This window comes from Psychrobacter sp. 4Bb (assembly GCF_002836735.1).
In the GTDB taxonomy this organism is placed as follows: Bacteria; Pseudomonadota; Gammaproteobacteria; order Pseudomonadales; family Moraxellaceae; genus Psychrobacter.
On the sequence record NZ_PJAS01000052.1, the window covers coordinates 110,806 to 135,455 of the forward strand.

General features: G+C 44.0%; 24 protein-coding genes. 13 read left to right on the forward strand and 11 right to left on the reverse strand.

Features of this window, described 5'->3' with window-relative positions:
• Positions 1–10: 10 nt before the first annotated feature.
• The gene (locus tag CXF60_RS03620) at positions 11–481 is read left to right on the forward strand and encodes a hypothetical protein (protein ID WP_102090825.1); all 471 of its coding nucleotides are present in this window, start codon (positions 11–13) and stop codon (positions 479–481) included.
• A gap of 196 nt (positions 482–677) precedes the next feature.
• Here the strand turns inward: CXF60_RS03620 and crcB are convergent, their stop codons facing one another.
• The 4 genes from crcB to CXF60_RS03640 all read right to left on the reverse strand — a co-directional run bounded on the left by crcB (position 678) and on the right by CXF60_RS03640 (position 3,525).
• Entirely contained in the window at positions 678–1,049 is a 372-nt protein-coding gene (gene crcB, locus CXF60_RS03625) for a fluoride efflux transporter CrcB (RefSeq protein WP_102090826.1), read from the reverse strand.
• Between the two features lie 44 nt (positions 1,050–1,093).
• Positions 1,094–2,152, reverse strand: coding sequence for a tRNA (adenosine(37)-N6)-threonylcarbamoyltransferase complex transferase subunit TsaD (tsaD, locus tag CXF60_RS03630; protein WP_102090827.1), 1,059 nt, complete (start codon positions 2,150–2,152; stop codon positions 1,094–1,096).
• A gap of 344 nt (positions 2,153–2,496) precedes the next feature.
• Positions 2,497–3,021 carry a c-type cytochrome gene (locus CXF60_RS03635; RefSeq protein ID WP_102090828.1) on the reverse strand — a complete coding sequence of 175 codons (525 nt, stop codon included), beginning with the start codon at positions 3,019–3,021 and terminating at the stop codon, positions 2,497–2,499.
• Positions 3,022–3,153: 132 nt separating this feature from the next.
• Positions 3,154–3,525, reverse strand: coding sequence for a hypothetical protein (locus CXF60_RS03640; RefSeq protein WP_102090829.1), 372 nt, complete (start codon positions 3,523–3,525; stop codon positions 3,154–3,156).
• Between the two features lie 638 nt (positions 3,526–4,163).
• Here CXF60_RS03640 and rpsU point away from each other — a divergent pair.
• Both rpsU and CXF60_RS03650 read left to right on the forward strand, forming a co-directional pair.
• A complete protein-coding gene (gene rpsU, locus CXF60_RS03645) occupies positions 4,164–4,379 on the forward strand; it encodes a 30S ribosomal protein S21 (protein WP_010195908.1) in 216 nt (71 codons plus the stop codon).
• A gap of 202 nt (positions 4,380–4,581) precedes the next feature.
• A complete protein-coding gene (locus tag CXF60_RS03650; RefSeq protein WP_057758141.1) occupies positions 4,582–5,031 on the forward strand; it encodes a GatB/YqeY domain-containing protein in 450 nt (149 codons plus the stop codon).
• Positions 5,032–5,073: 42 nt separating this feature from the next.
• Here CXF60_RS03650 and CXF60_RS03655 read toward each other — a convergent pair whose 3' ends face one another.
• On the reverse strand, positions 5,074–6,645 hold the full coding sequence (locus CXF60_RS03655; RefSeq protein WP_228707034.1) for a M48 family metalloprotease: 1,572 nt from the start codon (positions 6,643–6,645) through the stop codon (positions 5,074–5,076).
• A gap of 538 nt (positions 6,646–7,183) precedes the next feature.
• Here CXF60_RS03655 and CXF60_RS03660 point away from each other — a divergent pair.
• The 4 genes from CXF60_RS03660 to thiS all read left to right on the forward strand — a co-directional run bounded on the left by CXF60_RS03660 (position 7,184) and on the right by thiS (position 9,469).
• A complete protein-coding gene (locus CXF60_RS03660; RefSeq protein WP_102090831.1) occupies positions 7,184–7,639 on the forward strand; it encodes a sulfurtransferase TusA family protein in 456 nt (151 codons plus the stop codon).
• A gap of 240 nt (positions 7,640–7,879) precedes the next feature.
• Positions 7,880–8,743: an RNA polymerase sigma factor RpoH gene (rpoH, locus tag CXF60_RS03665; RefSeq protein ID WP_197099889.1), complete on the forward strand. Its 864-nt coding sequence runs from the start codon at positions 7,880–7,882 to the stop codon at positions 8,741–8,743.
• Between the two features lie 24 nt (positions 8,744–8,767).
• Positions 8,768–9,142 (forward strand): DUF423 domain-containing protein, encoded by a 375-nt coding sequence (locus tag CXF60_RS03670; RefSeq protein ID WP_102090833.1) that lies wholly within the window; start codon positions 8,768–8,770, stop codon positions 9,140–9,142.
• Positions 9,143–9,268: 126 nt separating this feature from the next.
• Positions 9,269–9,469, forward strand: coding sequence for a sulfur carrier protein ThiS (thiS, locus tag CXF60_RS03675; RefSeq protein ID WP_102090834.1), 201 nt, complete (start codon positions 9,269–9,271; stop codon positions 9,467–9,469).
• Positions 9,470–9,689: 220 nt separating this feature from the next.
• Here the strand turns inward: thiS and hpf are convergent, their stop codons facing one another.
• Positions 9,690–10,070, reverse strand: a complete 381-nt coding sequence (hpf, locus tag CXF60_RS03680; RefSeq protein WP_102090835.1) for a ribosome hibernation-promoting factor, HPF/YfiA family — start codon at positions 10,068–10,070, stop codon at positions 9,690–9,692.
• A 359-nt stretch (positions 10,071–10,429) separates the two neighbouring features.
• Entirely contained in the window at positions 10,430–12,073 is a 1,644-nt protein-coding gene (gene rpoN, locus CXF60_RS03685) for an RNA polymerase factor sigma-54 (protein ID WP_102090836.1), read from the reverse strand.
• A gap of 287 nt (positions 12,074–12,360) precedes the next feature.
• Here rpoN and CXF60_RS03690 point away from each other — a divergent pair, with 287 nt between their 5' ends.
• Positions 12,361–13,230, forward strand: a complete 870-nt coding sequence (locus CXF60_RS03690) for a nitrilase-related carbon-nitrogen hydrolase (protein ID WP_102090837.1) — start codon at positions 12,361–12,363, stop codon at positions 13,228–13,230.
• Positions 13,231–13,263: 33 nt separating this feature from the next.
• On the opposite strand, the gene CXF60_RS03695 is transcribed toward CXF60_RS03690, so the two are convergent.
• From CXF60_RS03695 to lptM, 4 genes are all read right to left on the reverse strand, one after another.
• Positions 13,264–14,289 carry a tyrosine recombinase XerC gene (locus CXF60_RS03695; RefSeq protein ID WP_102090838.1) on the reverse strand — a complete coding sequence of 342 codons (1,026 nt, stop codon included), beginning with the start codon at positions 14,287–14,289 and terminating at the stop codon, positions 13,264–13,266.
• Positions 14,290–14,335: 46 nt separating this feature from the next.
• The gene (dapF, locus tag CXF60_RS03700) at positions 14,336–15,223 is read right to left on the reverse strand and encodes a diaminopimelate epimerase (RefSeq protein WP_102090839.1); all 888 of its coding nucleotides are present in this window, start codon (positions 15,221–15,223) and stop codon (positions 14,336–14,338) included.
• 329 nt (positions 15,224–15,552) lie between these two features.
• Positions 15,553–16,782 carry a diaminopimelate decarboxylase gene (lysA, locus tag CXF60_RS03705; protein WP_180958086.1) on the reverse strand — a complete coding sequence of 410 codons (1,230 nt, stop codon included), beginning with the start codon at positions 16,780–16,782 and terminating at the stop codon, positions 15,553–15,555.
• A 347-nt stretch (positions 16,783–17,129) separates the two neighbouring features.
• Positions 17,130–17,444, reverse strand: a complete 315-nt coding sequence (lptM, locus tag CXF60_RS03710) for an LPS translocon maturation chaperone LptM (RefSeq protein ID WP_102090841.1) — start codon at positions 17,442–17,444, stop codon at positions 17,130–17,132.
• 800 nt (positions 17,445–18,244) lie between these two features.
• Between lptM and CXF60_RS03715 the strand changes: the two genes are divergently transcribed.
• The 5 genes from CXF60_RS03715 (at position 18,245) to CXF60_RS03735 (ending at position 24,538) form a co-directional block, all read left to right on the forward strand.
• Positions 18,245–19,477, forward strand: coding sequence for an acetate/propionate family kinase (locus tag CXF60_RS03715; RefSeq protein WP_102078029.1), 1,233 nt, complete (start codon positions 18,245–18,247; stop codon positions 19,475–19,477).
• A 153-nt stretch (positions 19,478–19,630) separates the two neighbouring features.
• Positions 19,631–21,778: a phosphate acetyltransferase gene (gene pta, locus CXF60_RS03720; protein WP_102090842.1), complete on the forward strand. Its 2,148-nt coding sequence runs from the start codon at positions 19,631–19,633 to the stop codon at positions 21,776–21,778.
• A 220-nt stretch (positions 21,779–21,998) separates the two neighbouring features.
• A complete protein-coding gene (locus tag CXF60_RS03725; RefSeq protein ID WP_102090843.1) occupies positions 21,999–22,961 on the forward strand; it encodes a nicotinate-nicotinamide nucleotide adenylyltransferase in 963 nt (320 codons plus the stop codon).
• Between the two features lie 131 nt (positions 22,962–23,092).
• A complete protein-coding gene (gene rsfS, locus CXF60_RS03730; protein ID WP_057758112.1) occupies positions 23,093–23,506 on the forward strand; it encodes a ribosome silencing factor in 414 nt (137 codons plus the stop codon).
• Between the two features lie 360 nt (positions 23,507–23,866).
• Positions 23,867–24,538, forward strand: a complete 672-nt coding sequence (locus CXF60_RS03735) for an MOSC domain-containing protein (protein ID WP_228707038.1) — start codon at positions 23,867–23,869, stop codon at positions 24,536–24,538.
• Positions 24,539–24,650 lie beyond the last annotated feature (112 nt).

Below are 24,650 nucleotides of genomic sequence, written 5' to 3' on the forward strand. Positions count from 1 at the left end.
CGAAAATAATATGAAACAAGAAGAAATTAGAGAAAAAATGACCATTCTTATTGATAAGTTATTATCAAATACTTTAAGTGAGCAAGAAGATGACAAAGTTTTGGATGAAATCAGTCGAATTTCTCCATATCGATATTGGAGTGATTTAATTTTCTGGACTAACGACTACGTTGATGAGATTGATGGAAACCTTAAGTTAAAGCACGACGAGTTTTTTGATGAGGTATTTAACGGTTCTAAATTAAATGAAGAACAGAAAAAACAGAAAATCAAAGAACTTTTGGCACATTTAATAACAAATGATTTTTCAGGTTTGCCGATACAGTCTAGCATGGCTGTAAGCGCTGAAATTGATAGACTATCTCCTGATAAGAATTGGTGGGCAATCCTATATTCGAATACAGGCGTTTTGAATCCAGAGTTTATGGATAGAGAAGGTGATTTTAATTATGAACTGTTTGTTGAAAAGCTATTTGATTAGCATGAGTCTATTATTTGAGAGTATAGTTCCCATGTAGGGTGTCGAACCAGCGAAAGCACCTGATTGGTCATCCTAATGTATATCCCAACGGAACCAGCTAATTCACTCTCCAAACGTATTAATAGACTACTTAAAACAGACTGTTAATATGGAACCACTTATAACAGACTCTTAAACGATTAATATCTACCAACGCCTACCAAACTAGCTTAAAGAAATAAAAGCCAAGCGCGGTTGCTAATAATGTCAGTCCAACGTGCAGGCCGATGAGCGCTAATCCTGCCAGCAGCCGCCCGTCATGGATAAAGCCAAATACCTCTGCACTAAACGTACTAAAGGTCGTTAGCCCGCCCAAAAATCCGGTAATCACAAACACGCGTACATGATCAGATAAATTGCTTCCCATGCGCTCAAACCATACTAGCGCAAGCCCTATCAGCAGTCCGCCTAAGATATTGGCGCTCAGGGTACCGAGTGGCACCCAACCGTGCAAAGCATTAAAACGCGATAGCCAAGCTCGCAAACAAGCACCGAATGCTGCGCCCAAACCAATAGCAAGCCACTGCATAGACTGTCCTTAATTCATATAAACGTATTGAACAAAAGGCTCAATTACACAGCTGGCAATTCTGTCATCGGCCAACGCGGAATACAGCTAACGGCCAAATCATCAGACTGTCCTGCTTGCAAGCGCTCAAAACCTGCATAAGCAATCATCGCGCCATTATCCGTACATAGCGCAGGCGGTGCATAATGAACCGTTGCATTGATCTTAGCCAGTTCAGCCTCTAACATCTCACGCAGATGAGTATTGGCACTGACCCCGCCCGCAATTACTAAGCGGCTCATATCTGCTTGCTTGAGTGCTTTGACGCATTTTTTCACCAGTGTATCGACCACTGCATGCTGAAAGCTAGCGGCAATATCAGCACGAATTTTTGGATCGCTGTCAGCACCATTACCCGACCCTCCTGAATGTGGCGTATCTTTAATAAGATTATGCACGGCTGTTTTCATACCACTAAACGAAAAGTCTAGACCCCGATGTAGCATCGGTCTTGGAAGTGCGTAAGCGTCAGGATTACCAGTTTCTGCTAGTTTGGCAATATTAGGGCCGCCAGGATAAGGCAGACCCAACATTTTAGCGGCTTTATCAAAACACTCACCCGCCGCATCATCTATCGACTCACCCAATATCTCATACTGCCCAACACCGTGAGCAGCAATGAGTAACGTATGCCCACCAGATACTAGTAGAGAGACAAAAGGAAATGCCGGAGGGTTTGCACCCATAAGCGGTGCCAAAAGATGGCCTTCCATATGATGAATACCAATCGCTGGAATATCCAAACCATATGCCAAGCTACGACCAAATAGTGCGCCTGTCATCAATGCACCAATAAGACCAGGCCCTTTAGTATAGGCAATCGCATCGATGTCGCTTTTTTTCATATCGTACTGTTCTAGCAGCTCATTAAGTAACGGCACAAGCTTGCGAATATGATCGCGGCTAGCAAGCTCAGGCACAACGCCACCATAAAGTGCGTGCAGCTCAATCTGAGAGTACAGTACTTGCCCGACCAAACCTTGGTTGTCGCTATTTATTTGCTCACTATCAAAAATCGCTAGCCCCGTCTCATCACAAGATGTCTCTAAGCCCAATACTTTCATACTTTTGCCTTTATACTTTCGTTTTCGTGCTATTTTTGTCGCACTTTTATCTTACATCATTTTGAGAAATTGGATAACTATAGTCAAAGAACTCTAAAATGAGTACAAGGCAGCCGACTGCAGATTGTACAAGTAGTACATCTAAGGAGGGTAACGCCGTAGCGGTTTAGTAGTTCACCGACTATAATACAATCAGCCACACGCTATCTCGAATTCGCTTGATACAGCTGTATATTCTCAGACTGGCATGACAAAAAACGTGCATAAAAAAAACCGTCATTGTCAGTCACAATGACGGCAAGTTTAGCAAATTTCAATAGCTTACATACTCTATATATACCGTATCAGCTTACCGACGCTAGCATATAATCAACCGCTGCTTTAACTTGTGCTTCGCTGACACCGTTTACCGCCTGCGCTGGCATTTTATTAAAGCCTTTAGCCGAGTGCATATATAGCGTCTCTTTGTCTTTGGTCAAACGAGCCGTCCAAGCCGCTGTATCACCATACTTTGGCGCATCGAGCAAACCTGCAGCATGACAAACCTGACAGTTTGATTCATACAGTTTGGCACCTGCATCTGCTGCCAACACTTCAGGCTCAGAATCAGTTTCAGGTGTTACCACTGCGTCATCTACTATGTCGGCAGACTCTGTTGCTGCTTTTGGTTCTGTATCTGGCTCAACCACAGACTCAGGCGTCGTACCCTCGGCTACAGCTGTTTCTTCTATAGCGGTAGCAGGTTCATCGGCTACTGCAGACTCTTCCGTAGCTGTGTTATCACCGCTACAAGCACTCACAGCAAATGCCACGCTCATGCCGATCACAGACAATTTCAGCTTGTTCATATACGGTTGTATATCAATCATGGTTTTACCCTTACTTAGTCAGTCTGCAATCAATTAGAGATGCGTTATATCAGCTTAAATTACTTACGTATACGACCAACGACTGTTTAATAGCCCATTGAGCTAATAGTCAATTCAGCACTAGATTCTAGTTTACTCGGCAGTGGCTTCAGCTGTATCTTCAGTAGCCGCCATATCAGCACTGTCAGTAGGAGCAGCGGCTGTATCCGCACTATCGGTAGCTGTTGCTTCTGCAGTATCAGCGTCAGCCGTTCCTGCTTCGGCAGTAGCTGTACCATCAGCTTCTGTACCCGCAGCATCAGCCGCTGGCATTGGTGCTGTCTCTGGGAATTCCATTTCTTCAGCTGGTGGCGCATTTTTGATGGCAAGTTCAGCAGCTTCGTCAACGCGATCGATTGCCATTACTTCTTCATGCTCTTCGCCGCCACTACAAGCGCTCACGCTCACACCTAAAGTTACGATAAGTGCGGTGCTTAATGCCGTGTTAAATACTGTCTTTTTCATTCCAACATCCTCAATAAAATACACACAAAACGGTTCATAGGCTTACTAGGGTCTATTGAACTTTCAAATGTGGTGCTGGCAGTCACTATTTTTTAGACAATATGCAGTGAAATTGTTGAAGCCTAGTCATTCTAGGTTAAATTATTTCGCCATATATTGACAAAAAAGAGTACTGCCCTGAAAGGCTGATGCTAAAATTACCCCAACCGTTGTTGAAAACCTAGCTAAGGTCTCGACATTATCGTCGGTTTTCGCCTAGTTTGGTGTAACTTTAGCCATCAGCAGCCCTAATATTTGAATATTCAATAGACCCTATAATATGGGAATTATCATAGCATAAACTCCAATCAAACCGTTATAGACGGTAGGGGTTTTTTATTGATAAAGCGTTGTATATATGTCGAATTCATAGTTTGAGAGCCAAATTCAAATAGCTATCTAATTGAATACCTTATCAGCAATAAATGCTTAAAATCATTGACTTTGTTGGTATTTTTTATTAAAATACCTGCCCTTACGCTAATGCGTGAGAATTGTCCTAGTTTGAGCTGATGCCTGTAATCTTGAGATATTACGGCTAAATACTAATACACAGCCAAACTAATGCCCTTATATCTCATCCTAATCGAGGAGTCTTCATGCCTGCAGTTAAGGTTAAAGAAAACGAACCAGTTGATATCGCTATCCGTCGTTTCAAACGTGCTTGTGAAAAAGCTGGTGTATTATCAGACGTACGTAAGCGTGAGTTTTATGAAAAGCCAACGCAAGTACGTAAGCGTAAAAAAGCTGCTGCCGTAAAGCGTTATAAGAAGAAGTTACAACGCGAAACTATTCGTACCACTCGTATGTACTAATCAGTAATCTGATTAGCTAAGTACAAGCGCTACACTAACGCCACTGTTATCAATCGATATCAGTGGCGTTTTTTATGCTACAATTTTTGTTATTACTGCTGACATAATTTTTTATTAAAACCACTATCAGCAGGTTTTGTTCTAAAATTTAACAAACGACCTCTAACGAATAGCATTTAACAGATCGATAAGGATAATAGCAGTGAGCCAACTTAAACAGACGTTATCAGATAATATCAAAGTTTCAATGAAAGCTCGTGAGCTTGAGCGCGTCAAAGTACTGCGCAACGTACAGTCAGTAGTGAAACAAATCGAGATTGACCGTCAGACAGAACTTGATGATGCGCAAGTATTAGAAGTTTTGCAAAAACAGCTAAAGCAGCGCCAAGAGTCACTAACTATTTTTACAGAAAATGGCCGTGATGACTTAGCCACCAAAGAGCAGTTTGAGATTGATATTATCAACGAGTTTATGCCGCAGCAAATGAATCAAGACGAGATCATGGCATTGGTAAATGCTGAAATCGCTGAGCAAGGTGCTACGTCTATGCGCGATATGGGCAGCGTCATGGGTGTCTTAAAGAACAAAACAGCTGGCCGTGCTGATCCTGCTTTGATTTCTAAAATGGTCAAAGATGCGCTACAAGGCTAGCACTTGCTATTGATTGGCAGGCTACTCTGTACAAATAACCGCCTAAGGCTTAAAGTCTTTGGCGGTTTTTATTGCTTTGAGTTCTGCATTAATATTGGCCAATAACGGACGCGCACTATTGGCTTGATCCGTGGTTTGCAGGTTTTCCGTCAACTGTTTGGCTTGCGTCAAAGAGGTCAGCGCACTCTCATAGCGTCCATTCCATAGCTGATCATAACTGCGATAGCGCAATGCATTAATCGTCGCGATATTGGCTAACTGTGGTGAAGTGGTGGTCTTAGCAAGTTTTTCATTGGCAAGTTGCAAGCTTTGCCATGCATAACGATCGCTTGGCTGCTGTTCTGTTAGTGGCTTCAACAGCGCTTGAGCTTTTATCGGTTGATTACTGTTAGTCAGCGCTTCGGCCAGATAAAGGCGTAAGTCTCGACGCTCAGGATAGAGGCGCTGTTGGCTCTCTAAGACATCTACGGTTTGTTGCCACTTACCTTGTTCACTTAATAACTGACTGTGCGTAATCGACAATAGAGGCTCTAAACTCTGACGCTGTGTGCTTGATAACGCACTTATCTCGGCCAATACCTTGTTGGCATCTGTAAAACGCTGCTGCTCTCCATACCAATGCATTAGCGCAAGTTTGGCCCCAAGACTGTTTTTGGCGGCCGTTGTCAACGTCACTTCAGACGCATGTTTACCAGTCACTTGCACACGCCAATACAACAAATCAAACAATGCTTGATGGCGCTGCTGCTGGCTCAATGAGAGCGCTGGATACTGCTGAGCGCGACTTTGTGACTCGCTCAACCGCTCATTACTCAGAGGATGTGAGCGTACAAAGCTCGGTAAGAATTGATTCTCAACTTGATTTAACTGACTCTGCTGATTCATCGTGGCAAAGAACCGTGGCATCGCCCGAGGATCATAACCCGCTTGGGTCATAATCTGCATTCCTACTCGGTCAGCCTCACGTTCGTTACTACGGCTAAACGCCATGCTGCTATTCATCGAAGCCGTCTGACTGCCCATCATCACAGCCGCAGCGGCATCACCATCGACAGCTGAGGCAGCAATCGCGGCTAGCATACCGCCTAGCTGCATCAGCAAGGCTTTTTTACGTTCGTCAGCGCCGCTTTCGTAGTGTCGTTGACTGATATGCGCAACTTCATGCGCGACGACGCTCGCCAGCTCATCCATGCTACTAGCTGACAGTATCGTTCCAGTATTGATACCGATTACGCCACCAGGCGCTGCAAAGGCATTGATACTGGGATTATCAATGATAACAACGCCAAGTGGTGCTTGCTGACGAGCTTGGGCATTGAGACGCCACGTCATGTCTTTTATCGTTTCTTGTACCCAAGGATCATGTTCCATTCTGACACGGCCATTGATATTCTGTAATGACCACTCGCCAAGCATTTTATTCTGATATTGCTCAGCAAAGCTCAAGCCTTGCCCGCGCAGATTTGGTAGATCTAGCGTTTGCGGATCTGTGACTTGCCACGAGCTATCAGCAAGTGGCAGCGTTTGACTCTCACGACTATGCGCACCACTAGCCATGGCTAGTAGCATCATTGACAACCCTACTTTGATACTATTTGGCAAAGCTAAACTCATGAAATGACGTTTATCTTTTCGCTTAGATAACATAATTGGTAAGCCTACAGAGTTTTTGGCTACTAAAGAGTTGTTGCTGTCGGGTCGCTTCGTTCTATGAGCATGGTACAAGTGCATATCCTATAAGATAATTGACGACGTCTTTTCGACTATACGAGCTTGTTTATCCAAGGTCAATTCTACAATGCACTTAACTACCAATAACTTAGCCACCCGTCACGATTGCGCAACATGGCTGTGTAATTATTAATTAGGCTACTATTTATGCAGTAAGTCTCAATCGTATAACTATTCATCGGGCAATTGCTAATCGCGCAACTCTTGGTTATATGATTCTAGTGAACCGAACGCAGCGTTGATTATATTCAACTGCAACTATACATTGTCTATTTGGTATAATAAGCAACAATGATAGTAGGTTTAGGTGACTGTGATGACGACCTCATAATTTATGATTGATGGATTATGTTCGTACTCAATAACAAAGCCTATTATTAATAAAGCAAATTAAAATATAGATATCTACAAGGTTTAAGTTATGCCCGCTGCTAGTGAATTAGTCATCGAACGTGTATCGCATTCTATACAGTTATCAGCGAATTTAACTGATGCACAGCAGAACGACATTGCAAGTTTATTAGAGCTGCTACCGACTGAAATTCATAACTCAGATACTATAGCTACATCGCAATCTGAACTAAATATAAAAGGTTTCGTTGATGGACGCGGTCTTGCATGCCCTATGCCATTGTTAAAAACTAAGGTCGCATTACGTGACGTAACAGTTGGCGAATCACTGTATGTGGTTGCAACCGACCCTAACTCGCAAGCTGATATCACAGCGTTTTGTCGACAAAGTCAGCAATCACAGGCGACAGATTATTTAGAGCTAGTGGTCAATGAAGTTACTGACCATTCGTCAGTTGAGGGCACCTCATTACAGCGTTTCGCTACAATATATCACTTCATCATTACCAAAACTGATAGCAACTAAGCGCTGCTATCCTTTACAATTAAATCATAAAGATTTTTATCTGACTATTTGCTTAACTATTTAACCAAGGTCAAGAATATGGCTAATACTTCTACTGATGCTGTAAATACAAATAAAAAAGATGGCTCAGCTCCTATAAAAAACGATGCACGCGATGCTGCATTAAAAGCCGCTGCTCAGCGACCACCCTATGACGCGAGTGCATTGGGCAATACCAGTACGCGCGACTTGGTACCAGCTATGCCAACTCACCTGTCAGCGCCAGGGGTAAATTTGGGTGCGTATATCAATACTGTCCATCAAATTCCTATTTTGACGCCAGTGCAAGAGCAAGAGCTGGCACATCGCTATTATGATGAAGGTGATGTCGAAGCCGCTCGTCTACTGGTAATGTCGCATCTACGTTTTGTAATTCATATCGCACGTAGCTACTCGGGCTATGGATTGCCGCAAGCAGATTTAATCCAAGAAGGTAACTTAGGATTAATGAAAGCAGTCAAACGTTTTGACCCAAATAAAGGCGTACGTTTGGTATCGTTTGCCGTGCATTGGATCAAAGCTGAAATTCATGAGTTTGTGATTCGCAACTGGCGTATCGTCAAGGTTGCGACCACCAAGGCTCATCGTAAACTGTTCTTTAACTTGCGTAGCCTTAAGAAGACCAATAATCAGCTGACACTAGAAGAAGCGGACGCTATCGCTAATGACTTAAATGTTACGCGCAAGCAAGTGTTAGAGATGGAATCACGTCTAACCTCTTATGATGCTTCGTTTGAGGCGCAGTCAAGCGACGATGATGATGGTCGTTACGCCCCTCAGCTATTTTTGGAAGACGGTATCGATCCAGCTGAACAGTTAGAAGAAGCGGATTGGGAAGAAAACAACTCATCAGCACTCATCGCTGCTATGGGTACCTTAGATGATCGTTCGCGTGATATCGTCGAACAGCGTTGGTTATCTGAGCAAAAATCTACACTGCATGAGTTAGCAGCAGTTTACTCTATCTCAGCTGAACGCGTCCGTCAGATTGAGAAAAATGCCATGGACAAAATCCGTGATGCGATGACCATTGATAGTGTGATTCTGCCAGATGATATCCAGTAGCCTTAAGATGATACGAGTTGTTCAATGTTAAATTGGATCGGTATTGCAGCAGTCAATATGGCTATTGCTGTTGCTTTGGGCGCGTTTGGGGCGCATGGTCTAGAAGGTCATGTCAGTCTTCAACAGCTTGAATGGTGGCATACGGCAACGCTGTATTTGTTCGTACATGCGCTTGGACTACTGCTTGTTGGCTTACTGATTCGTTTGAAATATATTACTCAGACAACCGCTTGGTTACTACAAATTGGCATTATTATTTTCGCTGGTAGCTTATATGCCATGACGCTTGGTGCACCGCGCTGGTTCGGTGCGATTACGCCTATTGGCGGCGTTCTTATGATTGCAGGTTGGCTATGGCTAGCCACTTATGCCTTTCGATTGAAGGACTCAGTTAACTGAGCTGTTTAATAGAATAGTTATTGTTAGCTCTTTGCATCAGCTGCAACAAACTATCAGTAATAAAGCAAAAGATACGCAGTGAATAGCAGATGAACAGGAATTTCCAAATATTAGGGAGTATTTAATATGAGCACCATTACTGTCAATGGTAAAAGTTTGCAAACCACTCATCAGACTGTACAACTGGTTATCAATGAGCTTGGTCTTAGTCAGGGTCGTTACGCTGTAGAAGTCGACGGCGATCTGATGCCAAAAAGCGAGCTTGCTCAACTACGTATTGTAGAAGGTATGAATATAGAAGTAGTACAAGCCGTCGGCGGTGGTTAATAATGTTTAGATAGATAAGCTTGAGCTGATAGCTAGTTCATTTTCATTCTAAGTTTACTAACTAAGTTTACTAATGCTAAAAAAGACCTCAACGTATTACATGTTAGAGGTCTTTTTTTACGTCAATTACAAACTAATGCAGTAGCTACTTATAAATTTTTTATTCTCTTAGTCTACTTTCACTATCTTGTAACGATAATGTTCAAAGTTTAGACTCGAACTATGCGGCTGGTACTGCTTCTGCAGGGGTTAGATCCTGATAGCGACTATCGCGTCCTGCACCCTGAGTCTTTTTGCGCTCTTGACGGGTTTTGTACTTACGTACTTGTCTATCTAGCTTGTCTGCCATTTCATTAATGGCTTTATACATATCATCTTCATACGCTTGGACAAACATTTCTTGACCCGAGACACGCATAATTGCTTCAGCTTTATGGCTCTTTTTACCGCCGTCACTAGTACCGCTATTGTCTAACGATAAAATCACTTGAATACTTTGTATCTGATCGAAGTGACGCTCTACTTTTTCAAGCTTCTCGCGTACTGCTGTGTCCATAGCTTCTGTAACGCTGATATGATGACCACTGATAGAAACATTCATATTGTTGTCCTTTTATTTGTAACTTACAATCAACAGATGAGGTAGCATTCTTGCTTTTGTCATCCTGCCTTACCACTAACTACTCCAATGCCTCTAGTAATGTGTCGACGTATCCTTTTATCGTCTCCTTTATTAGTTGTAAATAAATACTATAAATCGGCACTTGGTTTTCGTTGTTGGTATGACTCTAATTTGTCATGAAAATCGCCCAGTAGCAAGCCATTAAATTGTAATTAAGTGTAACAATACCTATTATTTCTACTTGGTTTCTATATAATCAAAAAATTTTATTTTTTATATCTGTATTGCACTATACAGACAGGTAGCCATTAACCTTATATAAAGATAAGCTTAGATAATTAGTATTTCTGTTTGCGCTGAGTAGACGAGCCAATATTCATTGCTTCACGATATTTGGCGACGGTTCTTCTGGCTATATCGATACCATCTGCTAACAGCTCATCTTTGATACGACTGTCTGATAATGGTTTTTTAGGATCTTCGTCAGCGATGAGCTTTTTAATCATGGCACTGATAGCGGTCGATGAGATATCTCCATCAGCGCTACTTACGTGAGATGAAAAGAAGTGTTTCAAAGAAAACAACCCTTGCGGCGTCAAGATGGTTTTACTGGTGGTAAGGCGTGAGACCGTAGACTCATGCAAGTCAACTTCTTCAGCAATGGCCTTTAGTATCAGAGGTTGCATGGCGGTTGCACCATGCTGCAGGAACTCTTGTTGATAGCGTACAATGCTAGTCGCTACTTTGAGCAGGTTTTGATTACGCTCTTCGATACTACGAATAAACAGTCGAGCATCGGTAAGGTTTTCGCGCAGATATTGATTGTCAGGGCTGTCATCGCCGCGCTTGACCAAATTGGCATATTCTTGGTTTACGCGTAGTTTTGGTAGGGTGTCTGGATTGAGGCGTACATACCAGCCATCCTCTTTTACTTCAGAGTTACTTGTCGCCTTATTGTTTCTAACAGGTGTGACCAGCACATCTGGAATATCGTAGCTCTCAGGCGGCTGGGCATAGTCGGGCTGGCTAGACTGAAACAATAGCCCTGGTGAAGCATTTAAGGTACGTAGTAGCGTAAGCGCAGGTGTGATGTATTCTGGTGCAAGCCCTGTACGTTCAGTCAGTGCTTTGATGTTATTACTGACTAAATGCTCGCTCGCTGATAATAGCGCTTGAGCTTCTTGTAGGTATTCGGTGTGGGCATCTAGTTTGGATAGCTGAATCGATAAGCACTCACTTAAATGACGCGCCCCTACGCCAACGGGATCACAGGACTGAATAATACGTAATACCGTCAAGACTTCTTCTTTTTCAACGCGCTCATCCCATTGATAGAAACTTGCCATCGTATCAAAGCTCTGCAGTAGCTCATCTATATCAATTCGAATAAAGCCCATATCATCCATGGAGTCTATTAAATATTCTGCAATCAGCGTATCGGCCTCTGATAAACGCTTAAAGTTCAGCTGCCAGCGCACATGATCTTGAATGGTGGACGAAGTACCGCCTTGGTAACTATCAAAATCTTCATCACCCCTACTATTGCCAGAGCCCGTTGCGGTAGAAGCATAGTTACCCGTGTCAAAGCTATCGGCATCTAAACTGCCGTAGCTATCTACATCTATTGCACTATCATCGATATTAGGCTGTTGTAATTTATCCAAACTATCACTGAAGCTATCGCTACTATCGCCACTGTACTCTATACTGGTAGTAGGTACTGAGTCGAATGAGTCACTGCTACTTTGATTCCAGCTATCAAGCGTCAACGGCTCGTTCCATTCCTCTATTTCATCGTCACCACTGTCGTATTCGTCATCATTTTCGATACGTTCAAGTAATGGATTACTATCTAGCTTTGCCTGAACCTCTTGTGCGAGCTCAAGACTAGAGAGCTGCAGCAATTTTATGGCTTGCTGCATTTGCGGGGTTAGCTTTTGTGAGTTGCTCAGCGTGGTCGCCAATCCGAACGACATACTCATGGGCGGCTTATTGCACTCCGATCTTAGTGATATTGTGTTTATTCTGTCAGTAAAGGTAACGAGATAAATCTTATCAGGACATGACGATAGCATTTTTTGCCACAATTTTGCTATGATAATTTATGTTTTGTCCGGATACGTTTGGTTTGCTATCGCTAGTAAACTATCATCTTGGCAAGGATGAGCAACCCATAAATACGAGCAGTCTGCTCATTACCGCGAAAATATTATAATAAATAAATTACGGTAAATGGCCAATACAGCTCACACCCAATAGGAATATTGTCATGAATTCAAGTAACCATCAACTTAACGTCGCTGCTATTCAAATGAACAGTCAGCAGAATGTTGAGGATAATTTAGCAGATATCAAAGCCGCTATCATAGATGCACAAACTCAAGGGGCTGAGCTTGTTGTATTGCCTGAGAACTGCTGCAGCATGGGGCAGCAATCTGCTACTGCTGAGCGTTTTGACGACTTATCAGCGACGATAGCAGACTACGCCCGCACCGCTGGTATCCATGTACTAGCAGGCTCGTTACCCTGCCATTATCGCCCTGATGGCAATGTCGTTCCTGATGGTAGATTACGCCAAGTGAGCCAGCTGTTTGCACCAGATGGTACCCGTGTCGCACGCTACGACAAGATTCATCTGTTTACCGCAACTGTGGCCGATAAGCATGGCAGCTATAACGAAGCAGCAACCTTTGAACCGGGTACGCAGACCGTAATTGCGCCACTAGCAGTAGGCGATACAGTCTATCAACTCGGCATGATGGTATGTTTTGATTTGCGCTTCCCAGCATTGGCGCAGCGTCTGCGACAAGCAGGTGCCGAACTATTGAGTGCACCTTCTGCCTTTACTTACTTGACTGGACAAGCGCACTGGTCGCTGTTATTACGGACGCGTGCTCTAGATAGTCAATGTATGGTCATCGGCGCAGCACAAGGTGGTGATCATCTTTACAAAGATGGTAGTACCCGTCAAACATGGGGACATGCAGCCATTACAGCGTTTGATAGTAGTGTTATCGCAAGCTATGACGATAGCGAGTTGGATAAACAATATGCCATCATCATGGCGTCATTAGACAAGCAAGCGCAAGAGCAAGGCCGTCAGAAGCTGCCTATCTTTGATTGTCATCGTTTGGCGTAGGTTAGTAAGTACGGTAAATTTCGTATTCAAATACTAGTTAGGATTCTTATCATTTTGAGCATGAGTTGCTCGTGGATGGGCGCGATCATAAACCTGTGTTAATTTTGCAAAATCAACGTGGGTATAAATTTGCGTGGTGCTAATATCACTATGCCCGAGCATCTCTTGTACGGCTCGCAAGTCACCACTGCCTGACAGCATATGTGATGCAAAACAATGACGCAATAGATGTGGATACATGTTTTGTGCGATACCTGCGCGAGTAGCAGCAACTTTTAAGCGCTGTTGCACTGCCCGTGTTGATAATCTGGTGCCGAGCTTTTCACTGATGAACAATGCGCTATCCATCTGCTCTACCCATAGGTTACGATGCGGCAAGTATCGACTAATTGCTTCTGCAGCCTTTATCCCTAATGGTACTAGGCGTGTTTTATTCCCTTTACCCGTGACTCGTACCCGTAAATCAGATAAGTCTACATCTGCCATATCGAGTGCGACCAACTCTCCAACGCGCAAGCCACTACTATAGAGCAGCTCAAACATAGCTTTGTCACGTAACCATAAACGCGCTTGCTCTGGTGTATCAGGCATTTCTTGATCGAGTAGCTGAGTCAGTAAATCGACATCAGCGATAGAAGGCAGCGGTCTAGGACTACGTTTAAGCTGATAGCCAGTGGTTGGGTTGATACGTGCTAGCGCTTCTTCAATCATCCAACCATAAAAATGCCGAATCGCAGACAACTCTTGCTGGACACTGGCAAGCGCCAACTTATCTTCATCAAGACGTTGACTGATGTGCTGGGCCAGTTGCCGTTTATCACAGCGTGTCCACGTTAGACGCTTCCCACGCAAAAATAACGCTAGTTGATTTAAACCAGCGAAATAAGCGGTCAGAGTATGCGGCGAATGGTTGCGCACAGACAATGTATTGAGCCAACGATGCACAGGTGCGAGTAACTCTCGCAATGCAGCGTCCGACTCTATAGTGGCGGCCAGCTCAGTAGATAGCCAAGGTGCTGAGCTCGCCGCCTGAGTGTCTTTATTTGTAGACATAACCATATTAGAACCATCCTTGGCATTTATACGATCGGCCTAACAACAGTTATCAGCCTTCAGCATTGAGTTTAAGGCCCGCTTGTGCCATCAGGCCATCAGGACTAAATACGCCTTCATAGACGAAAGCGGTCGGACCCGTCATCGTAACTGAATAGCCTGGCTGCCACTTGATAATCATACTGCCACCATATAGCTGTGCGCGAATTTCCTCACCCTCATCGAGCCAACCCTCACGTATACCAACGGCTACTGCTGCACACGCGCCTGTACCACAAGCTTGCGTTTCACCCACTCCGCGCTCGTACACACGTAGACGAATATGGCGCTGATTCATCACTTGCATAAAGCCTACATTGACGCGGTCTGGAAAGGCAGGATGCGACTCAATTGCCTTGCCTAGAGTCTCAACCTCGGCATCGAGTACGTCATCGACTTTTATCACAGCATGCGGATTGCCCATATTGGCAACGTACAGCTGTACCGGCGTACCATTTACATCAAGATGATAGGTGTTTTGGATTTTGGTCGTCGCTCTTGGGCTAAATGGAATCTCATCTGGCTCAAATTTAGGCTTGCCCATATCGACATCTACCCAACCGTAACGATCAGTAGTCAGGGAAATAATACCGCTGGCCGTCTCAACGCGTAGACGCTGCTTAAATGACAGTTTACGTGCCTGCACAAAACGCGCGAAACAACGCGCGCCATTGCCACACTGTTCGACCTCGGTGCCATCAGTATTAAAGATACGATAACTGAAATCGACATCAGGGCGCATCGGTGGCTCAACCACGAGCAGCTGATCAAAGCCAATACCTAGATGGCGATCGCCCAATAACTGCACCAAATCCTTGGTCAAATCTAAGCGTTGGGTCACTAAATCAATGACCATGAAATCATTACCCAACCCATGCATTTTAGTAAACTCTATTAGCATATCTTTGATGTCCTATCCTATTTTTATGTATGCCTTATCTTAGCACGCTGTCAGATACAATCATAATAATACCAATCCCAAAAAATACGATTAGCGGTGTCAAACTTGTTTAGTCTACAGTGAGTAGTACTTGCACTCGTTTTCCTTGCTACTCTAATTTTTGTGAATGGTGTTGCCTTCAACTAAAGGCATGCCTTCAATTAAAAATCAGCTTTAATTAAAAAACACTTTCCTCAAAATCCAGTCATAAAAAAACCCATTGTCATTATCACAATGGGTTCTCTTCAATCATCAAATACGGCGATAGTTTTGGCTCGTCTTTAATAACCTTACTGCGCCTGCCACAATGTTTCATCTGCATATAACGCCTCAATCGTTTCGCGCTTGCGAATAAGCTGATGACTATCGCCAGACACCATCACTTCGCTAGCACGTGGGCGTGAGTTATAGTTACTACTCATGGTAAAACCGTAAGCCCCTGCGCCAGTGATGGCCAACACATCACCTGTTGCCAGTGATAATAGGCGGTCTTTTGCCAAGAAATCACCCGTCTCACAAATCGCGCCAACGATATCCCACGGCTGCGTACCATCCGTATCGATACCGGCATTAGGTAACACACTTGGAATCACGGCCATCTCAGCTTGATATAAAGCAGGACGAATCAAGTCATTCATAGCGGCATCAACGATGGCAAAATTTTTATGCTCAGTCGGCTTGAGTACGTCAACTTGGGTCAAAAGCACGCCAGCATTGGCAACGATACTACGACCTGGCTCAAAGAACACAGTCAAACCAAGCTCGCTAAGCTTTGGTAACAACGCTTGGGCAAAATCATCGATAGAGACAGGCGTCTCATCGATATAGCGCACACCTAAACCACCGCCCAAATCGATATGTTGCAACTCAATACCTGCGTCACGCAGGCTATGTATCAGCTCAATAACTTTATCTAATGCTGCAACAAATGGCTCTACTTCAGTCAACTGCGAGCCGATATGACAATCAATACCAACGATGTCGATATGTGATAAATCAGCCGCTTGCTGATAAACCGCTAATGCGTCTTCGTGAGTGATACCAAACTTGTTGTCTTTGAGACCTGTTGAGATATATGGATGGGTTTTGGCATCGACGTTAGGATTGACGCGTAACGAGATTGGCGCAGGCTTATCAAGTGACTTTGCCACGTCATTGATTAAATTCAGCTCGCTGATAGACTCAACATTGAAGCAGCCAATACCTTGAGTCAGCGCATATTCGATATCACTGTACGTTTTGCCCACACCTGAGAATACCACACGTGATGCTGCGCCACCTGCCGCTAACACACGCATCAACTCACCGCGAGAGACAATATCAAACCCAGCGCCTGCCTGTGCCAATACACCAAGCACAGCAAGGTTAGAGTTTGCTTTTACGGCATAGCATACCTGATGATTCAGACTGGCAAAGCTATCAGTATAAGCTTGATAAACGTCCAATATTGCTTGCTTTGAATACACGTAGCATGGTGTGCCATATTGTTTTGCCAACTCATCGATACTGACCTGCTCCATATACAGCGCATCGCCGCGATAGCTTAGCGCTGGCAAGTGAGCACTCAACGCTTTCGGGTCAACATACAACCCTTGCTCAGTTTGGATAGTAACGGATTCGCCAGTAGCAGAATCGGTCAAGTCAGCAGGTAGTTCAGAATGACTCATATAAACATCTCTAATATAATCAGATTATCAAGGGTGAAATTTAAATTTAGGTAGCAAAGCTATTTAGCCATAACAGAATCGATGGTTAGTTAAGCAGTCAATTAAACTGTTAATTAACAAGCACCTAACCACTAACTATTGGCTCAGCTTAGTGATTATTAGCCTAGCAACTATTAGTCTAGTAATTAATAGCTTAGCAATTAATAGTCGTTGGGGTCAGTACTAGGCTCAGGCAGTACCATTTTCTCTTCTAGGTAGCGGTTTTTTTGATAGTTATCATCGTCGATACCCGCAAAGGCTGCATCTTGTGGATGGCTAGTACTATCCAGTACAGACACACTGCCCTCTATCGTTTGACTACTAGAGTCTGCCAGATATAGATCGCCTTTTTGCCCGCAGCCTGACAATCCTAGCATAACCGCACTGCCAATAAATAAAGTGGCAACAGCCTGACGACTGGTACGAGCGAACGAGCTAGCATGCTTGGCTGCTGAGGGGCTGTGTATAGTAGACATATAATAGATAACCTGTGAGCTTACGACGGCATAATGGCATTAGTAAATCGTGATAAATAAAAACAAACGGACAGCAAAACCAGCAGTTAAAGCACTGCCGTTATGACCATTTTCATCATAGCATTATTACATAAAGCTGTACGGATACTGAATATGATTGGTGAATAAATTTGCGTGATGTTGGATATTTTCTAGAACATTAGTCGAATTTTTATAGTAATATCGTCTGCGAGTTTAGATATGGATGTATGTCATATGGGTGCCTCGACAATATTTCTTACAATTTTGTGAGTCATAGCCTTACTATGTCGCCCATATAAGTTATCCATTTATAGTTCTATAACTCATTGAATGTAATTGATTTATTTCATATTTAGCCATTTATTAATCACACATTTTAAACCTTGCCCCTGTCGTGGTGCAGAAACAAAAATGTGTTACATTATATTCCCAGTTTGCGGCGGCAATAGGATGCTAGCCTGAGATGCATACGCATTACCTCATAAGCATGGATGCATAGCACTGTCAAACAGTAGCCCAAGTATAAACAAAATGGCCAATATGCTTGCTTGATATTATTAGTATATATAGCTGATTTTTATTTACTCGACGGTTATCAACTTCATCAATTCCATATAATAATGACATCACATCTCAGTGACCTTTACTACAGCACTTGAGATATCAGCGATGTAGCATTTGATGCTAATAAAACAGGACGTGGCAATAGACGTCTTTTTTGTATCGAACGAACGATATAATTGATTTGCCCTTTATAAAAACCAATCTAAGGATAGAGTATGAGCGCCAACCTAAGCACCACTTTTGATGATAAGAATAGCGAAACATCAACCCTAACCAGCCCCACTTTAGTCCTCAACTGCGGTTCGTCTTCTATCAAATACGCGTTGATCAGCGATGACAACTCTACTCGTATCACCGGTCTTGCCGAAAACTTAGGTCTCGATACAGCCCGTATCAAACACACCACGCTAAATGGCGATAAGTTAGAAATCTCTATTCCTGGGGGTAGTCACAAACTTGCCCTGCAAAAAATCCTAGAGCTATTAGAGCAATATCATTTCATCGCAGTCGGGCACCGTGTGGTACATGGCGGCCGTGAATACTCTCAAGCCGTTCGCGTTGATCAGCATGCGTTAGAGGAAGTGAAACGCCTAAAAATCTTGGCTCCACTCCATAATCCTGCAAATGCTTTGGGTATTGAAGCGGTTCAAGCTATTTATCCTGATATTCCACAAGTTGTGGTATTTGACACCGCCTTTCACCAAACTATGCCACCGGTCGCCTTCCGCTATGCGTTGCCAAAATATCTATACGAAGAGCACAAAATCCGTCGTTATGGCTTCCATGGTACATCTCATGCATACGTCTCAGAACGTGCTAGCCAGGTTACTGAAGCAAAAGGTCCTCATGGCTGGATAACCGCACATCTAGGCAATGGTTGCTCAGCAACTGCCGTATATGATGGCAAAAGTCTCGATACCAGCATGGGTCTGACCCCACTTGAGGGACTGATGATGGGCACACGTAGCGGCGATGTCGACCCAAGCTTACATATGCATCTGAAACGTCAGCTCGGTATTAGTCTAGAAGAAACGGATAAGATGCTAAATAGTGAAAGCGGTCTGCTTGGTATTTCTGGCCTATCAAATGATTTGCGTACTATTGAACAAGCTGCGAGCGAAGGCCATAAAGATGCGCAGCTCGCCATCGAGATGTTCTGCTACCGCGCTGGTAAATACCTCGCCAGCTTAAGCTGTGCACTGCCTGAATTTACCGGTATTGTTTTCACTGGTGGTATTGGCGAAAACTCTGTCACCACGCGCGCAAGTATTTTAGCCGTCATGCGTCATTTCGGCATCAAGATGGACGCTGAAAAGAACGCTGGATTGTACGGTGGCCAAGAAGGCAGCTTCCAAGCAGAAGGTAGCAGTGTCGAGCTGTGGGTTATTCCTACAGATGAAGAATACCGCATCGCTCAAGAGACTCGTCAAGCATTGAACTTAGTATAAGACGATTGATTATAATGCCTAGCGCTTATCGTTCTAGACGCTTATAAAAAGCTGAAAACAAATAAGATAAAGTGCTTGGCGTTTTTATACTGCATTTTTCATGCTGCTCAAAATGACTCGACGTCTAAAATAAAATAAATTGTAGGACATATTATGCAAACCATTTTACTTGTTCCCATTAGTCGCGGTATCGGTGTGACATCAGCCGCACTAGGGCTAATCCGTGCCTTTGATTATAACGGTATCAAAGCGGGCTTTATGAAGCCGTTTTTGCAAGATGATACGCTAGACAAACAGCACAGCTTAGACAGCTCAAGCGCATTGACCATGCACGCATTTGGCCTAAATCCACCTGACTCTATCAGCCGTCAACACGTCGAGCGTATGCTAGGCGATGACAATCTTGATGACTTGATGGAAGAAGTGATTGCCAATTTTCATACGATCGATGATGGTCATGACGTGATTATCTGTGAAGGTCTGGTGCCAACCACTGAGACCTCTTATGCTTCACAAATCAACCGTGCACTTGCCCACGCGCTCGATGCCAAGATTATATTTGTCAGTACTGCTGATATCAGTAAACCTGCTTATTTAGCAGATAAACTGGATGTCCATGCTCGTGAGTTTGGCGGTGTCATCGATTCACGGACGCTAGGCGTGATATTGATGCGGGTACAAAACGTGCCGAACACGTTTGACAATCAACCTGTCGCGCCGGGTGAGGCCGTTGTCAGCTTAGATCCGAACTTCCTACAAGAGGTTCAGCGTCTATCGCCTTCGTTCAATACCGAAGTATTCCGCCTTATCGGGGTGGTGCCTTTTAGTGACTCCCTATCTGTGCCACGCACATGGGATATCGCGACTGAGCTCGATGCGACTTGGCTAAATGTTGGTGAAGCAAAGACACGTCGTATCAATCGTATCAGCTTAACCGCTCGTTCAGTGGCGCGCGTCAATGAAGTCTTTAAGCGTGGTACGTTAATGGTCGTGCCTGGCGATCGTGATGACTTACTGTTAGCCGCTGGATTAGCCTGTATCAATGGAATTCCATTGGCAGGTCTAGTATTAACAGGTGGTATCACTCCAAGCGATACAGTTGCTGAGCTTTGGCAGTCAGCGCTCAAAACTGGCATACCTGTCATGAGTGTCGAAAGCGACAGCTACGAGACGGTACAGAGCCTGATGCATATGAGTTCTGAGATTCCAAGTGATGATACAGAACGTGCTGATGAAGTGGCTCGTTATGTGGCGGCGCATTTGGATCTGAGCTGGATTAAAGAATACTTCAGCCGCAATCATGAGCCGCGTCTGTCACCATCAGCATTTCGCCATCAATTGGTCAAAAAATCACAACACGCTAAGAAACGCATTGTACTGCCAGAAGGCGCTGAACCACGTACAGTCGAAGCGGCCTGTATCTGTCAGAGTCGCGGTATCGCCAACTGCGTATTACTTGCTAAACGTAGTGACGTTGAGCAAGTGGCTAAAAACCGTGATCTAACGCTACCTGAAGGGTTAGAGATCATCGATCCTGATAACCTCGATATGAGCAAATATATCGCCGCTGTCGTAGAGCGCCGTAAAGGCAAAACCACTGCGGAAGTCGCTGCTGAATACCTAAAAGACACGGTCTATTTGGGTACTATCATGCTCCAACTAGACGAAGTCGACGGTCTGGTCTCAGGTGCGATTCATACCACTGCCAATACAGTACGTCCAGCATTCCAGTTGATCAAGACCGCGCCGCAATATTCGCTCGTGTCGTCAGTGTTCTTTATGCTGTTGCCTGAGCAAGTGGTCGTCTATGGTGACTGTGCGATCAACCCAGATCCTAACGCTGAAGAGCTGGCTGAGATTGCTATTCAATCAGCACAGTCTGCTGCTGCCTTTGGTATCGATCCAAAAGTTGCGATGATCAGCTACTCTACTGGCTCATCAGGCGCAGGCGCGGATGTCGAAAAAGTCGCCCGTGCAACTCAAATCGTTCGTGAGCGCGCACCAGACCTCAAGGTCGACGGCCCGCTACAGTATGATGCGGCGTCTGTCATGAGCGTCGGTAAGCAAAAAGCGCCTGACTCACCTGTCGCTGGACAAGCCAACGTCTTTATCTTCCCTGATCTCAACACTGGTAACACGACGTATAAAGCAGTACAGCGTAGTGCCAACGTCGTCAGTGTCGGCCCTATGCTACAGGGCTTGAATAAACCCGTGAATGATTTATCACGTGGTGCCTTGGTCGATGATATCGTCTATACCATCGCGTTAACTGCCATTCAAGCTTATAGCGATTTGATTTAATCGCTATAAGACTCACTCATTAAAGTCCTATACAAAGCCGACTATCATTATGATGGTCGGTTTTTTATTGGTACTGTGGGGTCAGACAATGGTGACAGATGCTCGTCTGCCCTCTACAATAGCGCTATCATCAAATTATTTACCCTAAAAAGGCCAGCCAGTAAAAGAGCAATGTGCATCAACGACCACATGCGCCCTATCTACTTTGATACATTTATTTATGCCAAATACGAGCAACAGCCCTCAAGAAAAAACACCTACACCTGCCATTCGTGCCTACCTTGGCGGCTCGTTCGATCCCGTACATAACGGTCATTTAGAAGTCGCGATGTCTGTCTATCAGCACCTACTACCAATTGCAACGCAGCTACAGCGCACCCTACATGTGTCCTTATTACCCAATGCGCGCTCGCCATTTAAGACGCAAAGTACAGACCCTAACCATCGCTTAGCGATGCTAAAGCTAGCGACGGAGAGTACGCCGATACAGATTAATGAGCTGGAGCTATGGCAAGCGCCGCCTGTCTATACGATCGACAGCGTACGCACATTAAGACAGCAATATCCTAATGACAGCTTGATATTTATCATGGGTATGGACAGCGCCCATAGTTTGGATAAATGGAAAGATGGCTTACGTCTCACTGACCATGTCAATCTATGGGTGTTTAATCGTCAGTGCAGTTCTGATATGAGCGATGGTATTAGCGATAAATTTTCTGACAGCACTATCTCTTCTGAAAACAATACAGCGACCGTGCAAGATATTGCTACTCTACAATCGCAATTGCCGTTGTCATTGCAGCCCCATATAACGGACTCACCTATCGAGCTATTAACACCCACTATTCGACGTTCGTCAAATAGCTCAAGTTCAAACAGCACTAATCTAAATAACACTGACCCCAATAGCACTGACTTGAAAAATGCCGATCAAGGACGCATTTATATAGATTCGAGACCTATTACTGCGGTATCAAGCACACAAATACGTGAGCAGCTACAGAGAATAGACGATCAAACAAATAAAATGCCAGTCGCTGAGAGGCAAATCGCATCTATAGCATCAATAAATGATATCATTAGCAATACTGAATCTAATCCATTAGCTAAATGGCTAAATCCTGCTGTTTATCAATATATTATCGCCCATCAGCTATATTCTGCTGCTCAATTCCGTTAAAATCGCCTTATCTATGTCATTTTGCCTATCCTGTCTCTATGCGTGACTGACAACATATGATCAGTCGGATAAGACAAATTGACGTTTTACCCCTTTATTTTACATATTTACGATTCAAGAGATTAAAATTTATGACCAACACCATGACTGCAGAACGCCTAACAGAATGCTTGACCCTAGTACAAAGCGCTCTAGATGATATGAAAGCAAAGAACATCACTGTAATGAATGTAGAAGAGTTGACTGACGTAACAGAGCGCATCATCATCGCTGATGGTACTTCAAAGCGTCATGTACGTGCGATGGCTGATAGCGTCGGCGCTGAAGCTAAGCAAGCTGGTTTTATGCCACTTGGCCGTGAAGGTGGCATCGACTCTGACTGGACGTTGATTGATTTGGGCGCAGTTGTCGTCCACATGATGACGCCGCAAGCACGTGAGTTTTATGACTTAGAAGGCCTATGGTCATCACCTGAGCAGTTGGCTGAGCTAGTTGCTACCCCTCGCGAAAAGAAAACTGCGGGTCGTCGTAACAAAAACAAATAAGCTTGTCAGTGACGATATTCGTTCAAGATTAAGAAACGCTCCATCAAAAAGACCAGAATACTTATTCTGGTCTTTTTTTATGTAAATTTTATGGTGATGAACCAGTATAATCAGATACATCATTGAGTACAGATAAGCTCATTTCGTATCAATATTTATTAGACATTAAAATTAAACCGCCAAAATTAAGCCGCCTTAGCCTATTCATTCTACCTATTAGGAAACCTTATGAGCGCAGAATCGAACACGTCATTACCTGAGCAAACCTTAACAAAATCGCCTGAGCAAACACTAACAGACTTTAATCAAGACCTGCCCCTACATATCGCTACCCTCACTTGTGTCCGCGCTGGCAAGTCTATGCCATTCGCTCGTGAAGAAATGAGCGCCATTGATAAAGCACCTATCAAATCTCCTGTCGCCGTCAACTTTATGGGCCTCGCCACTGATGAACAGGCTGACCGTAAGCATCATGGTGGTCCATTAAAAGCCGTGCATCAGCTAGCGCCTGCAGCATATGAAAAAATCAATGCAGAATTCAGTTTAAAGGTTCGTGTCGGTACGCTAGGAGAAAACCTTACGACTGAAGCTGTCGATGGTTTGCCTGAAATGACCGAATCTACGGTTTGCATTGGTGATGTTTTTCAATATGGTGGGCATTTTGAAAACGGTCAAGACACTAGTAATGATGATACTAGCGTTCAGCTACGTATCGTCCAACCGCGCCGCCCCTGCTACAAAATCAACGACCAAATCGGCCAATTTACCAAAGTACCAAATATCGCGGCATGGGTCAGCAAGCAAGGTATCTCTGGCTGGTACTTCCAAGTCGTCCGTGATGGCATTATAGACGCTGATTTGCCCGTATATTTGATTGAGCGCCCTTATCCGTTTGCGACATTAAAGATGTTATGGCAACTGGCCAATTCTAAAGAAAAGTTTGATACCAATGTGATTGAACCGTGGCTCGCGATTGACTGTTTAGAGGACAGTTGGAAAAAGGTTCTGGCTAAAAAAATCCAACAGGATTGAAAAGGTAACACTCAACAAAAACCTTTAATATGACTTTTCTATTTATAAAAGATAGCCACTACCCTGCGTAATGGCGTCACAAGGTTTTTCATGTTCTATGTCAGTTCCATAA